This window comes from Pseudoalteromonas sp. PAST1 (assembly GCF_021532515.1).
Lineage (GTDB): Bacteria > Pseudomonadota > Gammaproteobacteria > Enterobacterales > Alteromonadaceae > Pseudoalteromonas > Pseudoalteromonas simplex.
In genome coordinates this window covers 1-17019 of record NZ_JAKGBH010000022.1, presented here as the reverse complement: position 1 = coordinate 17019, position 17019 = coordinate 1, and the positions used below count along the sequence as shown (strand labels likewise).

Here is a 17019-nt window from a genome sequence, read left to right as displayed (position 1 = left end):
TTTAATGTCGAGCTAATTTCTCTTTATGCTTAATGACTTGGCGATCAAGTTTATCGATCAATGAGTCAATTGCTGCGTACATATCTTGATGTTCTGTAGAAGCGAACAACTCGCCTCCGTTTACATGTAAAGTTGCTTCTGCTTTTTGGCTTAATTTTTCTACATCTAAAATGACATGAACATTATTAATATGATCAAAATGCCTTTCTAGTTTTGCGAACTTAGTGTTTACATAGTCTCTTAATGAATCAGTGACTTCTACGTGACGACCAGTTAAATTTAGTTGCATAAGCATTTTCCTTCTATGTAAAACGTCTAAATCAGACTTTTACGCTGATTAGACGGAGGTATTGCTAGAGACTCACGATATTTTGCAATTGTACGTCTAGCTACTTTAATTCCTTGCTCAGCCAATATATCTGCAATTTTGCTATCACTCAATGGTTTAACCGAGTTTTCTGCAGCAACTAACTTCTTGATTAAAGCGCGAATTGCTGTAGAAGAACACTCACCACCATTTTCGGTGCTGACATGGCTTGAGAAGAAATATTTCAACTCAAAAATTCCCCTTGGGGTATGCATATATTTTTGTGTTGTAACCCGAGAAATCGTCGATTCATGCATTTCGACCATTTCAGCGACATCGTTTAGCACCATTGGCTTCATTGCTTCTGGGCCATGTTCAAAGAAAGCTTGCTGTTGTTGCACGATACAGTTGGTCACTTTTAGTAAAGTATCGTTACGGCTTTCTAAGCTCTTAATAAACCACTTTGCTTCTTGTAAGTGAGAACGAATAAATTGGCTGTCGCTACTTGATTTAACAGAGCGAGACATCGCTGCATATTGGCTATTCACTCTAATTTTTGGCATACAATCTGGGTTTAACTCGACTACCCAGCGGCCTTTCACTTTTTTCACTGATACATCGGGTATGACGTACTCAGATTCTTCGCGTACTATGCTATCCGCAGGCTTAGGATTTAAGCTGTGAATGAGCGTCATCACTTCTTTAAGCTCGTTTTCTTTAAGCTTAGTCTTTTTCATTAAAGTGCGATAGTCGCGACTTGCTAATAATTCGATATGCTCAGATAAAACCATTTTAGTTTCAGCTAAATATGGCGTATTGGCATCGAATTGACGAAGTTGTATACACAGGCACTCTTGTAAACTTCGGGCGCCGATACCAACTGGATCGAATAACTGTATTCTTTTTAAGACAGCTTCAACTTCATCGAGTTCGATTTCTTCTTCATCATTATTTTGATTAAAGCTTTCGACAATATCTTCGCAGCTAACCGTTAAAATACCTGAGTCATCGATAGCTTCAACGATGGCAACGGCAATCGCTTCATCGGTAGGACTAAATGGTGTGAGCTGTAGTTGCCACATTAAATATTCTTGCAGTGTTTCTGTTGAAGCACCTTGGTAAATAGACTCGTCTTCAGGCATTGGCCCAGACGATGTTGATGGGGCGGCACTCATGTACTCATCCCACGTAACATCCATAGCTAAGTCATCGCTAACCGTATCCTTACTCAGAGCATCACTGCTTTCTTGCTCGAATTCGCTAGGTGCTTCGTCGGCAGACGCGCTGACTTGTACATCGTCAGACTCCGCTTTTTGCTCATTCTTACCGATGCTTTCTTCGTTGTAATCCGCTTCTTCCACTTCAAGCAGAGGATTACTATCAAGCGCTTCTTGAATTTCTTGCTGGAGATCCAATGTACTGAGCTGCAACAAGCGAATGGCTTGTTGCAGTTGTGGAGTCATTGTAAGTTGCTGGCCCATGCGCAGCTGTAATGATTGCCTCATGTATCCCTAACAATCCTTTTTAAGTTATCGGTAACGGTGAGGACACTGTTATCGATTTATTGTCATTGTATAAGTCTAGCAGATGCTCTAGTCGGTGGCGTAATGGTTACAGCCTGAATTGCTCGCCTAGATAAACATCACGTACAGTTTGGTCAGCTAATACGTGCTCAGGTGTGCCTGATGCAATTAGCTCCCCATGAGAAACAATGTAGGCTTTTTCACAAACATCAAGGGTTTCTCGAACATTATGGTCAGTAATAAGTACACCAATACCACGATTTTTTAGGTGCTCAATAATTTTCTTTATATCTAACACTGAAATAGGATCAACACCAGCAAAAGGCTCATCTAAAAGGATAAATTTAGGATTAGCGGCTAATGCACGTGCAATTTCAACGCGGCGTCGTTCACCACCTGACAGTGCCATACCTTGGCTATCGCGAATATGTTGAATGCTAAATTCATCTAATAAGTTGTTAAGCGTCTCTTCGCGCGTTGTTTTGTTAAGATCTTTGCGGGTCTCTAATATGGCCATCAAGTTTTGGTAAACTGTTAATTTTCGAAAAATAGACGACTCTTGTGGTAGATAACCAATACCTAAGCGCGCACGGCTGTGCATTGGCAAAAGCGTGATATCGTTATCATCGATGCTTATTTTTCCTTTGTCGCTTGGTACGAGGCCTACAATCATATAGAAGGTCGTTGTTTTACCAGCACCATTTGGCCCTAACAAGCCAACAATACTGCCCGCTTCAACTTCAAGACCGACATTTTTAACCACTTGGCGGCCTTTGTAGCTTTTAGCTAAAAGCTCTGCTTTTAATGTGCTCATGGTTGGCCTTTATCGTCTTTTTTATTTTCTACAGGCACTAAAATAGTGTGTACACGATCTGTTGAGTTTTCGTCTTTTTCTGCGCTGATCAGCTGTTGAGCCATATCATAGGTAATGCTTTTTGCCGTTACTTTTTGACCCGCTTGAGTGACTTCAGCTTCGCCATTGAGTGTTAAGAAGCGTTTCGCAACATCATAACGAACTTCTTCGGCGCTGGCGCTCATCACGGTACCATCAGCTTGCTTTTCTTCGAAGTAAGCTGGTTTGCCTGTAGCGATAATTAATTCGACTGTACCTTCGGTGTCACCGCCATGTGCCTCAAGTCGCTCTGCTGTAATGCGACGATCACCATGCACGATCTCTACGTTACCTTCGAATATGCCAACGCCATCTTTTAGTTTACCGACTTGGCGATCTGAGCTAATGCTAATTTGAGCGCCTGTTTGCTCGGCAGCTGCGCCCGAAAAGGCAATCAATAAGCTTGGGATCAGGAGTAATTTCTTCAGTTTATTGGTCATAGTATATGGTTCGTGTATGGTTAGTTAACTCAACAATTTCGGCTTTTAAATCGGCTTTTAAGCCTTTACCGGTAATTTTTAAATTCGGTCCTGTTAGTGTTACAGGTTGCTTTGAAAACATCGTCATTTTATCAATGTCGACATTAATATTTTCTGCTTTTATATCTTCGATCATACCGTTATGGGTTAAGTTTTTAGCAACTACATCCCCTTCAAAAATCAGCTGATCATTTTCGTATAAAGTAGCTTCTTTGGCTCTTACTTGCCAAACTTGCTGATCGCTATAAATAGTAAAAATAGGTTGTTCAAAAAAGGTAAACCCTAATTGTTGATACAACTCCATTTTTGCAGCTGCCACTTTATGACTAATTTTACCTTGCTCGTCATAAGCTGTTTGCTTTAGAGCAACGGCAGTGTAATCAGGCGTTGCGATGATCTCGTCTTCACTAGTTATTGTATCAGTTGACTGGTTAAAGTACGGGTACCATAACCACACCATGCAACAGACAAAAACAATACTCAGTAAAATACGGGCTATATTCATGCGCTGGTTCCATCGCTAGTTAACGGCTTGCCGTTTTCTAACATCAGTAAATCAGTTAATTCACGCACGGCTCCAAAGCCACCCGGTAATAATGTGGTGTAATGAGCCAGCTTCTTGATAAGCGGGTGTGCATCGTTTACTGCGACAGCAAAGCCAACTTTTTCCATAACTGGTAAGTCTGGACCATCATCACCAATATAGGCAATCTGTTCATCTGTCAGCCCCAGTTTATCCTTTAACTCTTGATAAGCAATCAGCTTATCTTCTTGTCCCTGATAAATGTGCTGAACTGTTAGGCTAGTCATTCGCTGCTGAACTATTTGTGAATGGCGGCCAGTAATCACTGCCACTTCAAAGCCACTATTAGTGAGTGCTTTAATACCAAAACCATCTTTAGTATTGAATGCTTTAAGCTCTTCGCCATTATTACCCAAATAAATTCGACCATCAGAAAAAACACCATCAATATCACAGATTAATAGTTTTATTTTTTGAGCACGCTGACTCACATCAGGGCTCAGGGGCTGGTATAGTTCGGCGAATGTCATTGCTTAGAGAACTCCTGCTTTTAATAAGTCTTGCATATTAAGGGCACCAATTGGTGTGTTGCTTTGATCCACCACAATTAAACCATTAATACGTTTATGCTCCATAATATTTAAAGCTTCAGCCGCAAGCATGTCAGGGCGAGCCGTTGTGCATGAACGGGTCATCACTTGGCTAATTGCCGTGTTATGGATATCGATGCGCTGTTCTAAAATACGGCGTAAGTCACCATCAGTGAATAACCCGGCTAACTTTTCATCTGCACCAATCACTGCGGTCATACCAAGGCCTTTGGCTGACATTTCAATCAATGCATCTTTGATGCTTTGGGTTTCGCTAACGATTGGCGTTGCGTCGCCTGCGTGCATCACATCATCTAATGTAAGTAATAAACGTTTACCTAAGCTGCCACCAGGGTGCGAAAGTGCAAAATCGTCGGCAGTGAAACCTCGGGTTTCTAGTAGCGCAACCGCCATTGCATCGCCCATAACCAAGGTTGCAGTGGTGCTTGCCGTTGGGGCAAGGCCTAACGGACACGCTTCTTGGCTAACTTTGATGCACACATGAACATCAGACAGTTTTGCCATTGTTGAGTCTGGGTTGCCTGTTAATGAAATCATTTTTGCGCCAATGCGCTTAATAACAGGGATAATACTGAGTACTTCGCTGGTCTCACCTGAATTTGAAATACACATCACCACATCGTCGCGGGTGATCATTCCTAAATCACCGTGGCTAGCTTCGCCAGGATGAACAAAAAATGCCGGAGTGCCAGTACTTGCAAGGGTTGCAGCAATTTTATTACCTACATGGCCAGACTTGCCCATACCAATCACAATAATACGACCTGTACATTGGAACATTAATTGGCAAGCATTATCGAAATCTTGATTTATATATTGCTCAATTTCTTGTAAAGCTTGTGCTTCAATTTCGAGTACGCGCTTGCCCTGCGCGATAAAGCTAGGTTGTGTCATTAATTATCCTACTTGGCTGAAAATATAGCCCTGATATGCAATAAATGCGACTAACAGTAAGCCACCTTCTACTCTATTGATACGACGAGCACCTTTAAAGTTCAATGACATGGCAATCAATACAACGGTTGCTGCAATCATGATAAGTGCATCGCGGTTTGCCGCAGAAGGGTCAATAATTGATGGGTTGATAATACCCGCAAGTGGTAATACGGCGAGTAAATTGAAAATGTTTGAGCCAACGATATTACCAAGCGCTAAATCGTCTTCGTTTTTTAATACCCCTGCAATACAGGCTGCCAGCTCTGGTAAGCTGGTGCCAATAGCAATTATGGTTAAGCCTATTACAAGGTCTGATAGACCAAAATATTTTGCGATATCAACGGCTGATTCAACTAAAAAGTGTGAACTGACTGGTAATAAAATCATGCCGATGATTAACCAAAATATGGCTGATTTAGTGCTGACATCGTTCGGAACATCTTCACATGCTTCGCTGACAAATGGGTCATCTTGGTTTTTAGCACGCAGAGACACAATAACTAAGCCACCAATGAACACCGCAAAGGCAATCATCAATGCAATGCCTTCAGCGAACGAAAAATAGTTATCAGAGAACACATACCAAGCGGCTACAGAGATTAATAGTACCAGCGGCATTTCGCGTTTAAGTGTCATTGAAGATACTGAAAGGGGGCGCAGTAAAGCTGTGACACCAAGTACAAGTAAGATGTTAGTAATGTTAGAGCCGACCGCATTTCCTACCGCAGTATCTGTTTTATCAGCAAGTGCTGCCGATGCAGATACCATCATTTCAGGCGCAGATGAGCCCATAGCAACAACAGTTAAACCAATGATTAGGGTGGGGATCCCCATATTTTTTGCCAGTGCAGCCGCCCCATAAACAAACCGATCGGCACTCCAAACGAGTGCAGCAAAGCCAATAATTAAAATGACAAAAGAAGTCACCATTGTGATACGCCAACATTACTTATACAGATGACTGCAAATAGTAACAAAAGCGAGCCTGAAAGTATAAGTAAAAGAATGGGCTGGCAAGCATAAAGCGTGCTTGGTAAGGAAACTAAATTTCAGGTGTCGTTAAGCTCTTTACAGCTAGCTTTAGAATTTATTGATAGAAAATATTACAAAATTTTACGATTTGTTTTTTCCATCTTGACTAAAAAACCCTTAAAATGGCAAAACTAGTGAAAAACGTTATGGAGAGCGACTTGTCGCAATCAATAGTAGAAATCAAGGATGTAACCTTTTCACGGGGCGATAGAATCATATATAAAAATATGAGTTTTAACATTCCGAAAGGCAAGATTACCGCTATCATGGGACCGAGCGGCATTGGTAAAACCACCATGTTACGCTTAATTGGCGGTCAGCTGAAGCCTGACTCTGGTGACATTTTATTTGAAGGCAAAAGCATTCCTAGCATGACTCGCAAGGAACTTTACGCCGCCCGTACCAAAATGAGCATGCTGTTTCAAAGCGGCGCTTTATTTACCGATATGTCAGTGTTTGACAATATCGCCTTTTCTTTGCGCGAACATACTCAGCTTAGCGAAGATTTAATCCGCCTTGTTGTTTTAATGAAATTACAAGCTGTTGGTCTGCGTGGTGCACAAGATTTAATGCCGTCTGAGCTTTCGGGTGGTATGGCTCGTCGTGCTGCTTTAGCGCGTTCAATTGCCCTTGATCCAGAACTTATCATGTATGATGAGCCTTTTGCTGGTCAAGATCCTATTTCCATGGGTGTGCTTGTTAAACTTATTAAGTCACTGAATGAGGTGTTAGGTTTATCATCACTGATCGTAACTCATGATGTAACAGAAGTAATGAGTATTGCCGACCACGTGATCATCATTGCTGATCAAGGAGTGATAGGCGAAGGGTCACCTGAGCAAATGCAAAACCATGAATCTGAGCTTGTGCAACAGTTCTTAAATGGTTTATCGGATGGCCCTGTGCCATTCCATTTCCCAGCTCCTGCGTATGATGATGAATTACTAGGAGTGCATAATGCTTGATCTATTCCAGAAGTTAGGTCACAAAACGCTAGGGCGCTTTGCCGCGCTTGGTCGTTCTACTCAAATGCTGTTTGGTGCACTCGTTAATGTGCCAAACTTTAAAAAAGGCACACCTTTACTTGTTCGCCAATTATATATGGTGGGCTCGCAATCTCTTTTGATCATCATGGTGTCAGGCCTATTTATCGGTATGGTGCTCGCTCTGCAAGGTTACACCGTATTAGTAGGCTATGGTGCTGAAGATAGCTTAGGACCCTTAGTGGCATTGAGCTTATTACGTGAGTTAGGCCCTGTAGTAACAGCATTACTGTTTGCTGGTCGCGCGGGTAGTGCGCTTACTGCTGAAATTGGGTTAATGAAAGCGACTGAACAATTATCAAGTTTAGAAATGATGGCGATCGATCCACTTAAACGCATTATTGCACCGCGTTTTTGGGCTGGTTTTATCAGTATGCCATTGCTTGCACTAATATTTTCTGCGGTTGCTATTATTGGCGCTCATTTAGTGGGTGTTGATTGGCTTGGTGTTGACTCAGGAAGCTTCTGGTCAATCATGCAAGCGCAAGTGTCGTTTCAACAAGATATTGTGAACGGCATGATTAAGAGTTTTGTATTCGCCATGATTGTGACTTGGATTGCACTTTACAAAGGCTATGACTGTGTTCCTACATCTGAGGGGATCAGTAAGGCCACAACAGAAACCGTTGTGCACTCGTCATTGGCAGTATTAGGTTTTGACTTTATTTTAACAGCGGTAATGTTTACCAGCTAATTAGGGTATTAAGATGAATTCACGGAAATTAGAAATATTAGTTGGCTTTTTTGTAGCCCTTGGTATCGCTGCATTTGCATTATTAGCATTTAAAGTTGCGAATGCTGGCATTAGTGGGAGTGGTGAAACTTACCAACTTAACGCAAAGTTTGAGAATATTGGTTCTTTAAAAGCAAGAGCGCCTATCAAAGTAGGTGGTGTGGTTGTTGGTCGAGTTGAATCTATTTTTATCCATCCAAAAGAGTTTGTGCCGGTGGTTAATATGGCGATTGATGCTAATTACTTATGTAAGTTTTCAGACACCACATCAATCTCTATTTTAACGTCAGGTATTTTAGGTGAACAGTATTTAGGTATTAACCCTGTTATTGCCCCAGAATCTGCTGAACAGCGTTGTATGGGCAATGAAGTGACAGTTAATGAACAAGATGCTGGCTTAGATGAGCTGTTTGGTGTTGAAAGTAAGGCTCTTGCCAATGGTGACTACATTACCGACACAAAATCAGCATTAGTTTTAGAAGAATTGATAGGTCAGTTCTTATTCAACCAAGGAAGTGAATAATTATGTTTAAGAAGTTTTTAGTATGTTTGGGCATGCTGTTGACATTAAATGTCAATGCAGCTGATGCAAATATTGATTTAAAAGATCCTTATAAAATGGTGCGTAAAGTATCTGATCATACGTTTGCGCGTATTTCTAAAGATCAGCCTCTAATTGCGAAAGATAAAGAGCATTTACGCGTTATCGTTGAAGAAGAGCTGATGCCTTACATAGACTACAAATATGCTGCACTGCGCGTATTAGGTAATCATGTATCAAAGGTGCGCGCTATCGAAGATAAAGAAGAAAAAGCGAAAGCAATTAAAGAGTTGCAGCGCTTTATTGATGTATTTCAAAAATATTTAATCGCCACTTACGCTGGCGTGTTTACACAGTACACTAATCAAAGCGTTGAGTTCGCACCTGCGCAGTCTTTCAAAGGCCAAGATGTCGTAGTAGTGAAAACAAAAATTGTTGAGCCGGGTAAGCCAGATATTAAAATCGATTTTAAGGTACGCGAGGATCGTGATGGTGATTGGCGAGCCTATGACATGATTGCGGAAGGTATTAGCTTATTAGATGCTAAACAAAGTGAATTACAAGGTATTTTACGCCAACAAGGTATAGAATATGTGAGTGATTTATTGGAGCAGAAGAGCCAGTTGCCAGTTCAGTTCAGAGGTGAAGGTGGCAATGAGTAAAGTCGAGATTACTCAACTTGAAGAGAACCAGTTTCGAGTCAGTGGCGAACTGACTCGAAATTCAATTGGTCGTGAACGGCTTCTGAACGTTAAGCCAGATACTAAGCATAAAACATGGTATTTTGACCTTTCTGGGCTTTCTAGGGTTGACACGGCGGGCTTAGCTTGGTTAATTCACTCTTTCGCAGAATTAAAGCAGCAAGGCATTCACCTTGAACTGCAAAATAGCCCTGAGCAATTGCAAAACTTAATGCAGTTGGGTCAGGTCACAAACTTATTTGAGTGAGATTTATGGAAACGAGCCAAGTCGAAACGTTATTACGCGACGAATTAAAACTAGATGAAGTGATTGTTAAAGCAAATGGTAGCCACTACGAAGTGATTGCTGTTGGTGAGTGTTTTGATGGTTTATCTCGCGTGAAGAAGCAACAGTTGGTTTATGCTCCGTTAATGTCAACAATCTCAGACGGTACAATCCACGCTGTATCTATCAAAGCGTTCACACCGACTGAATGGAAACGCGAACAAAAATTTATTTTACCTCAATAGTCGCAGGGCCTCCTAATGGATCAATTTGTTATTCAAGGTGGCACCTCGCTGGCAGGTGAAGTCACTATTTCTGGCGCTAAAAATGCCGCTCTTCCAATTCTTTTTGCTGCGCTTTTAGGGCAGGGCAAAAGTACCTTTAGTAATGTTCCTCGTTTACGCGATATCGGCACCACAGAAGCCTTGTTAAAAACGCTGGGTGCAAATGTCGAATGGCAGCAAGACAAACTAATCATTGATGGTGCGACGGTTGATAAAACGCTTGCACCGTACGAGCTGGTAAAGCAAATGCGTGCCTCTGTGCTTGCATTAGGCCCTTTAGTTGCCCGTTTTGGCCAAGCGCAAGTATCACTGCCAGGTGGTTGTGCGATTGGTGCCCGCCCAGTTGATATCCATATTCAAGGCCTCGAGCGCATGGGCGCTATCATCAAGGTTGAAAATGGTTATATCAACGCTAAGGTTGATGGTCGCTTAAAAGGTGCTGAAATCTTTATGGAGATGGTCAGTGTTGGCGCAACAGAAAACTTACTAATGGCAGCAACGCTGGCTGATGGTAAAACTGTACTTGAAAATGCCGCTCGCGAACCTGAAATTACCGATCTTGCTAATTGCTTAATTGCGATGGGTGCGAAGATCAGCGGTGCAGGCACTAGCCGTATCGAAATTGAAGGGGTTGAGTCACTATCGGGTTGTGAGTACAGCATTCTTCCTGATCGCATTGAAACAGGTACCTTCTTGGTTGCGGCGGCAATGGCTGGCGGTGAAGTGCTTTGTAAAAATACAGACCACCATAGTCTTGATCCTGTGATTGAAAAACTACGCGCTACCAATGCCTTGGTTGAAGTCACTGATAACAGCATTTATCTTGATATGCGTGGCCGCGAATTAAAAGCAGTTAATATTAAGACTATGCCACACCCGGGTTTCCCTACCGATATGCAAGCGCAGTTTACAGCTTTAAATGTGGTAGCGAAAGGCAGTGCAACCATCACAGAAACGATTTTTGAAAACCGTTTTATGCACGTACCAGAGTTACAGCGTATGGGCGCAAACATTCGCTTAGAAGGTAATACGGCAATTTGTGGGGATACAGAAAGCCTATCAGGCGCGCAAGTGATGGCAACTGATTTACGTGCTTCAGCGAGCCTTATTTTGACAGGGATCGTTGCTCAAGGTGAGACTATTGTTGACCGCATCTATCACGTAGACCGTGGTTATCAACGCATTGAAGATAAGCTGAGTGCGCTAGGTGCTAATATCAAGCGCCGTTCAAGCTAATCGCTAAGACTTCCAAAAAAGGCCTAACACTTGTTAGGCCTTTTTTGTATCTGTATTACCTAAGTAACTACTGATCGTCTTCGAGTTCTGCAACAGTCACCATTACTTTTAAGATTTTGCCATTGCGATATACTTCAAACTCAAGTTCTTTTCCTGGCTCTGTATTGGCCAGTTTCTCGAGCACTTGTTGTGGGTTTGCTACTGCAATACCGCCAATTTTAACTACAATATCTGTTTCTCTAATACCTGCTTTCCAGGCTGGGCCAAATGGATCAAGTTGAGAAATACGCATACCTGCAACAGGCGTAAAGTTATCGCTAACATCTTTACCTGTACTATCAATGCCGGTGCCACTAAAGCCTAAATAGCCACGTACGACACGGCCATGCTTTATTAGTTTATCCATCACATCTTTGGCAATCGAGTAAGGCACCGCAAAGAAAATACCCTGAATATCGAGATTTTCATGAGTTTTAAATTGTGCCGAGGTAATACCGACTAAGTCACCTCTTGAATTGACTAACGCGCCACCTGAGTTGCCCACGTTAATCGCAGCATCCATCTGTAATAGGCTGCTGTAAGGGCTATCGATTAAGTTTTGTTTACCCGTCGCACTGATAATACCTTGGGTAATGGTTTGACCTAAGTTAAGCGGGTTACCTATCGCTAAAACAACATCACCTACACGTGGTTTAAATTTATCGTTCACTGGAATCTTTGGTAAATGCTCAGCGCTGATCTTTAACAGTGCTAAATCTGTTTGAGTATCAAAACCAATCACTTGTACATCATAAAAACGACGGCCATCAGCGAGTGTAACGATAATGAGATCGGCATTTTTGATTACATGGTAGTTAGTCAAGATATAGCCGTCTTGGGTCATGATCACACCAGAGCCAAGAGCTTGAACGGTGTTTTGACGTTTATAGCGCGGTTGATTGGAAATGCTTTCTGAAAAAATAGTAACAACCGACGGCGCTGCTTTTTGTACTGCATCAGCAAAGCTCATATGTTCAGAGGATATCGCTGCAGGTAAATTCATATCTGGTAACAGTGTGCTACGAAGGCTTGGGCTAAATAAAACCACTAAAAAGGCAATGCCTAAACCAGTGAAAAGCGGTGGAAGGATAAATTTTAAAAGTTTCAGCACAGTATTCTTATTATCAGTGAGCAATCCCTTAATGATGGCACAAAAAAAATAACAGCGGCAAGCACCGCTGTTATTTTTTCATGATTTATCAACTAGGTTTACTGAATAAGTACGAAAATAAGCTCTCTACCTCGTTTAACACCTAGTACGATGTTACCTTTGGTATTTTCAATGATCTTATTCATGTCGCGGATTGTTTCAACGCGTTGACGGTTCACTTGCATGATCACATCACCTTCTTCAAGGCCGACACGAGCAGCTGGAGAACGCGCTTGTACGCCGGTTACTTCAACACCCTTACCATCACTCTTCTGGGTATTTTCTAATGTCGCTCCTTGGAAAGCTGGGTGCGTTTCTTCGCCAGCAGCAGTCGTTGCTGATGCACCATCTAATGTGACATTAACGGTTTTGATTTTGCCATCTCGGTAAATGCCCAGTTTTACTTTTTTGCCTTCGCCAAGGGTAGCAATTTTACTGCGTAATTCATGGAAACCACTAATTTCAGTACCATCAACGCTAATGATTACATCACCCGCTTTGATACCCGCTTTACTTGCTGCTGTATCATCCATTACTTGCATAACGTAAGCGCCTTGTTTTACGTCTAACTGTTGTGCTTTAGCGAGGCCTGCATCAAGTGGTCGACCTGAAATACCCAGCGAGCCACGACGCACTTCACCGTGCTCGATGATCTGGTCAACAAGGTTTTTCATCATGGTAGATGGAATGGCAAAACCAATCCCCACATTACCACCTGATGCACCTAAGATAGCAGTGTTGATACCAATCAGTTCACCATTAAGGTTCACTAACGCGCCGCCTGAGTTGCCTTGGTTGATAGCTGCATCGGTTTGAATAAAGTCTTCATAGCCCTCTATATTTAAACCGCTACGGCCAAGGGCACTGACGATACCTGATGTTACTGTGTGACTTAGACCAAATGGATTACCAATGGCAACTGCGAAGTCTCCTACACGTAACTGATCTGAATCGGCAATTTTAAGCGCTGTTAAGTCTTCAGCATCAATTTGCAGCAAGGCAATATCTGACTCTTTATCACTACCAATTTTGGTCGCGTCATATTCGCGGCCATCTTCTAAGGTCACCACCATTTTTTCGGCATCTTCGATAACATGGTTATTAGTAACCACGTATCCTTCGTCTGCATCAATGATCACACCTGAGCCTAGGCCACTAAATTCACGCTTTTGACTGCCACCACGAGGAACACCAAAAAAGTCATCAAATGGAGTCGCACGGCGGCGAACTTCTTTGGAGCCTGATACTTGAATGCTCACCACGCCCGGTGTGATTTGCTCAAGCATAGGTGCGAGGGTTGGCAATTGTTGACCATTTACAGCAACAGGAAGTTTTGCCATTGAAATTGCAGGGCTTAATAATAAGCTAGAAGATAAAATAGCAGCACTGATAACAGATAATTTCATTTTCATAGTCTGGGTTTACTCCACTTCAGAGATAAAGCAAAAACTAAAAAGGGCTGCATAAGCAGCCCTTTTCTTGGTTTAGATATAAAGCTGTTATATCTAATGACTATGGGGTCAAAAAAAAGTTCATCAAGAGGCTTTAGAATGTTCTGAAACTTTCTCTGAGCCAGTGAACAAGCCCGTTTCACCAACAACATAGTCAGCAGGCTGAGCTTCAGCACTTGAACGATCGCCTCTGCGGTCTTGTAATGAGTTTTGTAATTGCTCAGTTGTTTCTTTAGAAAAGAACGGCTCATTTGGGTGCTGTTTTTTATCAGCAAGTAGCAGTTTATTTGTTTCTTCTACATGGTTCAGTAGCTGGTCGTAGTTATCTTTCATTTTAGATACTAGCTTACCTGTGCTCGCTAGATGATCAGCTACATCTTGACGATATTGTTCAAGTGCATTGTTAGCTTGCTCGACTTGTTGTTCTAGTTCGTCTTGCTTAAATTGTTTTTTGGTTACAAAAGCACCAATGAAGAATGCTGAAATTGCAACGATGATTAGAATACCTATCCAGGTAATTGTGCCCATAAATCTACCCCTTTGGGAAAAAATAACAAAAACAAATGCTTTAAAAACATTTATAGTCCAATCATTATTAAAATATGCTTAATTTGATTGTGAAATCATACTGCGGGCTAATATACCCTGAGATACGATGCGTGTTAATATACTGTGCAAATTTAACTGTGTTTTATTGTAACGACCTATGACTCCTTGGCAGAAATACCAACAAGATTTACAACGTGAAGACTTTGTACATGATGCAGCGCAAGAAAATGCAGTGCGCCATTTGCAAAGACTCTATGATGACCTAACGGCAGACAAACCAGCCGCGAAGGGGTGGTTTGCCAAACTATTCTCTAAAGATAGCACGCCAAGTATAAAAGGGCTGTATTTTTGGGGCGGAGTAGGTAGAGGTAAGACCTATTTAGTTGATACGTTCTACGAAGCTTTACCTACTGATCGTAAGATGCGTGTGCACTTTCACCGTTTTATGCATCGCGTGCATGATGAGCTGAAAAAGTTAAAAAATACCAGTAATCCATTAAATGTGGTTGCAGATATCTTTAAATCAGAAACAGATATTATCTGTTTTGATGAATTTTTTGTGCAAGATATCACTGATGCAATGCTGCTAGGTGGTTTGATGGAAGCCTTATTTGAGCGCGGCATTGTGCTGGTAGCTACGTCAAACATCGTGCCTGATGAGCTGTATCGAAACGGTTTGCAGCGTGCACGTTTCTTACCAGCAATTGAGTTGGTAAAAGCCAACACCGAAATCGTAAATGTAGACTCGGGGGTTGATTATCGCTTACGTACCCTTGAGCAAGCCGAAATTTTCCATAGTCCGCTTGATAAGCAAGCTGATGATAATTTATTTGAATACTTCGATAAGTTGTCACCTGAGCCGGGTGTGCTCGATAAAGAAATTGAAATTGAAGGGCGGATGATCAAAACCCGTAAAGTGTCTGACTGTATTGCTATGTTTGAGTTTAGTGAACTATGCGAAACAGCCCGCAGCCAAGTTGATTACATGGAAATAAGCCGACTTTATAACACGGTGATTTTGTCGAACGTAAAAGCTCTTGGGCAAGCCAATGATGATGCGGCACGTCGTTTTATCGCGTTAGTGGATGAATTCTACGAGCGTCATGTAACGCTGATTATCTCTGCTGAAAAGCCAATAACCGAGCTATATAGCGAAGGTAACTTAAATTTTGAATTTAAGCGCTGTATTAGCCGACTACAAGAAATGCAATCGCTAGAGTATTTAGCAAAAGAGCATCTAGCTTAGTGAGCTGTCAGCTTTCAGCCGTCAGTTTTTAGCTGATCGAGATAGTGGTTTAGTTATTTGTGTTAATGAACTGAAGTAGCTTTACATTCATTTTTCGATTTTTAAGCTTTTGATAGCTGATTTTCTCGAATAAAAAACAACCATCATATAGCAATGTGGTTCAAGTGCTGGTATACTCCCGCGTCTGCCACGTTGCGTTCTATTGCCAGATATTAGTTTAGCCTCTAATTGATGGCTCAAAGTCTTAAACTCGAAGGGGTTAAAGCATTCAACTTAGAGCGGTAATTAATAATAATTACCTGTGGTTTTAATTAAAAAACATTGGATTTTAATAAATGAAAACGTTTGTTGCTAAGCCAGAAACAGTAAAACGTGACTGGTACGTAGTTGACGCTGAAGGTAAAACTTTAGGTCGCATCGCTACTGAAATCGCTCGTCGCCTACGCGGTAAGCATAAAGCTGAATACACTCCTCACGTAGATACTGGTGATTACATCATCGTTATCAACGCTGAGAAAGTTACTGTTACTGGTAATAAAGCAAAAGACAAAATGTACCACGCACACACTGGTTTCCCAGGTGGTCTTAAGTCTACTACTTTCGACAAGCTTCAAGCTGCAAAGCCTGAAATGATCATCGAAAAAGCTGTTAAAGGCATGTTGCCACGTGGTCCTTTAGGCCGCGCAATGTACCGTAAACTTAAAGTTTACTCAGGTACTGAGCACAACCATGCTGCACAACAGCCTCAGGTTCTAGACATTTAAGGAGCACTATCATGGCAAATCAATACTACGGTACAGGTCGTCGTAAAAGTTCAAGTGCTCGCGTATTCTTACGCCCAGGCACTGGTAACATCGTAATCAACAAGCGCTCTCTAGAAGAGTACTTCGGTCGTGAGACTGCTCGCATGGTTGTTCGTCAAGCACTAGAGCACGTAGAAATGACTGAAAAGTTTGACCTACACATCACTGTTTCAGGTGGTGGTACAACTGGTCAAGCTGGTGCTATCCGTCACGGTATCACTCGTGCACTTATGGAGTTTGACGAGTCTCTACGTCCTACACTTCGTAAAGCAGGTTTCGTTACACGTGATGCACGTAAAGTTGAGCGTAAGAAAGTGGGTCTTAAGAAAGCACGTAAGCGTCCACAATTCTCAAAACGTTAATATTTACGTTTATCAGAATACCAAAAACCCAGCTCCGGCTGGGTTTTTTGTTTTTGGAGCTGTCAGCTTTCAGACGTCAGTTTTTAGCTGATCGAGAGAGGGCTTAGTTATTTATGTTTTTTAACAATAATAGCTTTACATTGATCTCTCAGGTTTTATATTTTTGATAGCTGATTGATCTGACTCCATAAAAGTAGACACCTTTTTGGAGTCAGTAATCATGAAAGTAAAGTCACAGCGTAGATATTCCCTCGAATTTAAAATAAAAGTCGTTCAAGAGTCGTTAGACACCACAGATACAGTTAAGATGGTC

Annotated in this window: 21 protein-coding genes; 10 read left to right on the top strand and 11 right to left on the bottom strand. The window is 41.8% G+C overall.

Annotated elements, in window-relative coordinates; all coding sequences use genetic code 11:
• Position 1: 1 nt before the first annotated feature.
• The 8 genes from hpf to L1272_RS12180 form a co-directional block, all read right to left on the bottom strand.
• The gene (gene hpf / locus L1272_RS12215) at positions 2–289 is read right to left on the bottom strand and encodes a ribosome hibernation promoting factor (protein WP_054554158.1); all 288 of its coding nucleotides are present in this window, start codon (positions 287–289) and stop codon (positions 2–4) included.
• A gap of 26 nt (positions 290–315) precedes the next feature.
• On the bottom strand, positions 316–1812 hold the full coding sequence (locus L1272_RS12210) for an RNA polymerase factor sigma-54 (protein ID WP_054554159.1): 1497 nt from the start codon (positions 1810–1812) through the stop codon (positions 316–318).
• A gap of 106 nt (positions 1813–1918) precedes the next feature.
• A complete protein-coding gene (gene lptB / locus L1272_RS12205) occupies positions 1919–2644 on the bottom strand; it encodes an LPS export ABC transporter ATP-binding protein (protein ID WP_054554160.1) in 726 nt (241 codons plus the stop codon).
• Entirely contained in the window at positions 2641–3162 is a 522-nt protein-coding gene (gene lptA, locus L1272_RS12200; RefSeq protein ID WP_054554161.1) for a lipopolysaccharide transport periplasmic protein LptA, read from the bottom strand. The genes lptB and lptA overlap by 4 nt, the downstream gene beginning before the upstream one ends.
• Positions 3152–3706 (bottom strand): LPS export ABC transporter periplasmic protein LptC, encoded by a 555-nt coding sequence (lptC, locus tag L1272_RS12195; RefSeq protein ID WP_054554162.1) that lies wholly within the window; start codon positions 3704–3706, stop codon positions 3152–3154. Before lptC ends, lptA begins: the two co-directional genes overlap by 11 nt.
• A complete protein-coding gene (gene kdsC / locus L1272_RS12190) occupies positions 3703–4254 on the bottom strand; it encodes a 3-deoxy-manno-octulosonate-8-phosphatase KdsC (protein ID WP_235373532.1) in 552 nt (183 codons plus the stop codon). The genes lptC and kdsC overlap by 4 nt, the downstream gene beginning before the upstream one ends.
• A 3-nt stretch (positions 4255–4257) precedes the next feature.
• Complete coding sequence (locus tag L1272_RS12185) at positions 4258–5229, bottom strand: KpsF/GutQ family sugar-phosphate isomerase (RefSeq protein WP_054554164.1); 972 nt, start codon at positions 5227–5229, stop codon at positions 4258–4260.
• A 3-nt stretch (positions 5230–5232) separates the two neighbouring features.
• Positions 5233–6201 (bottom strand): calcium/sodium antiporter, encoded by a 969-nt coding sequence (locus tag L1272_RS12180; protein ID WP_054554165.1) that lies wholly within the window; start codon positions 6199–6201, stop codon positions 5233–5235.
• 248 nt (positions 6202–6449) lie between these two features.
• Here L1272_RS12180 and L1272_RS12175 point away from each other — a divergent pair, with 248 nt between their 5' ends.
• Genes L1272_RS12175 through murA form a run of 7 tightly spaced genes read left to right on the top strand, consistent with a single transcriptional unit; the run spans position 6450 to position 11106 of the window.
• The gene (locus tag L1272_RS12175; protein WP_235373555.1) at positions 6450–7268 is read left to right on the top strand and encodes an ATP-binding cassette domain-containing protein; all 819 of its coding nucleotides are present in this window, start codon (positions 6450–6452) and stop codon (positions 7266–7268) included.
• A complete protein-coding gene (gene mlaE, locus L1272_RS12170) occupies positions 7261–8040 on the top strand; it encodes a lipid asymmetry maintenance ABC transporter permease subunit MlaE (protein WP_054554167.1) in 780 nt (259 codons plus the stop codon). The genes L1272_RS12175 and mlaE overlap by 8 nt, the downstream gene beginning before the upstream one ends.
• A gap of 13 nt (positions 8041–8053) precedes the next feature.
• Complete coding sequence (mlaD, locus tag L1272_RS12165; protein ID WP_054554168.1) at positions 8054–8602, top strand: outer membrane lipid asymmetry maintenance protein MlaD; 549 nt, start codon at positions 8054–8056, stop codon at positions 8600–8602.
• 32 nt (positions 8603–8634) lie between these two features.
• Positions 8635–9282 (top strand): MlaC/ttg2D family ABC transporter substrate-binding protein, encoded by a 648-nt coding sequence (locus tag L1272_RS12160; protein ID WP_442961835.1) that lies wholly within the window; start codon positions 8635–8637, stop codon positions 9280–9282.
• The gene (locus L1272_RS12155; RefSeq protein ID WP_054554170.1) at positions 9275–9568 is read left to right on the top strand and encodes an STAS domain-containing protein; all 294 of its coding nucleotides are present in this window, start codon (positions 9275–9277) and stop codon (positions 9566–9568) included. Before L1272_RS12160 ends, L1272_RS12155 begins: the two co-directional genes overlap by 8 nt.
• A gap of 5 nt (positions 9569–9573) precedes the next feature.
• On the top strand, positions 9574–9831 hold the full coding sequence (locus tag L1272_RS12150) for a BolA family protein (RefSeq protein ID WP_054554171.1): 258 nt from the start codon (positions 9574–9576) through the stop codon (positions 9829–9831).
• Positions 9832–9846: 15 nt separating this feature from the next.
• Positions 9847–11106 (top strand): UDP-N-acetylglucosamine 1-carboxyvinyltransferase, encoded by a 1260-nt coding sequence (murA, locus tag L1272_RS12145; protein ID WP_138602006.1) that lies wholly within the window; start codon positions 9847–9849, stop codon positions 11104–11106.
• Positions 11107–11173: 67 nt separating this feature from the next.
• Here the strand turns inward: murA and L1272_RS12140 are convergent, their stop codons facing one another.
• The 3 genes from L1272_RS12140 to L1272_RS12130 all read right to left on the bottom strand — a co-directional run bounded on the left by L1272_RS12140 (position 11174) and on the right by L1272_RS12130 (position 14274).
• Complete coding sequence (locus L1272_RS12140) at positions 11174–12256, bottom strand: trypsin-like peptidase domain-containing protein (RefSeq protein WP_235373530.1); 1083 nt, start codon at positions 12254–12256, stop codon at positions 11174–11176.
• Between the two features lie 98 nt (positions 12257–12354).
• The gene (locus tag L1272_RS12135) at positions 12355–13707 is read right to left on the bottom strand and encodes a Do family serine endopeptidase (RefSeq protein WP_138602010.1); all 1353 of its coding nucleotides are present in this window, start codon (positions 13705–13707) and stop codon (positions 12355–12357) included.
• 123 nt (positions 13708–13830) lie between these two features.
• Positions 13831–14274 (bottom strand): YhcB family protein, encoded by a 444-nt coding sequence (locus tag L1272_RS12130; RefSeq protein WP_055020791.1) that lies wholly within the window; start codon positions 14272–14274, stop codon positions 13831–13833.
• 178 nt (positions 14275–14452) lie between these two features.
• On the opposite strand from L1272_RS12130, the gene zapE reads away from it, so the two are divergent.
• The 3 genes from zapE to rpsI all read left to right on the top strand — a co-directional run bounded on the left by zapE (position 14453) and on the right by rpsI (position 16706).
• Positions 14453–15541, top strand: a complete 1089-nt coding sequence (gene zapE / locus L1272_RS12125) for a cell division protein ZapE (protein WP_054554176.1) — start codon at positions 14453–14455, stop codon at positions 15539–15541.
• A gap of 335 nt (positions 15542–15876) precedes the next feature.
• Positions 15877–16305, top strand: coding sequence for a 50S ribosomal protein L13 (gene rplM, locus L1272_RS12120; RefSeq protein WP_054554177.1), 429 nt, complete (start codon positions 15877–15879; stop codon positions 16303–16305).
• A gap of 8 nt (positions 16306–16313) precedes the next feature.
• A complete protein-coding gene (gene rpsI / locus L1272_RS12115; RefSeq protein ID WP_095209788.1) occupies positions 16314–16706 on the top strand; it encodes a 30S ribosomal protein S9 in 393 nt (130 codons plus the stop codon).
• The last annotated feature ends 313 nt before the right edge of the window (positions 16707–17019 follow it).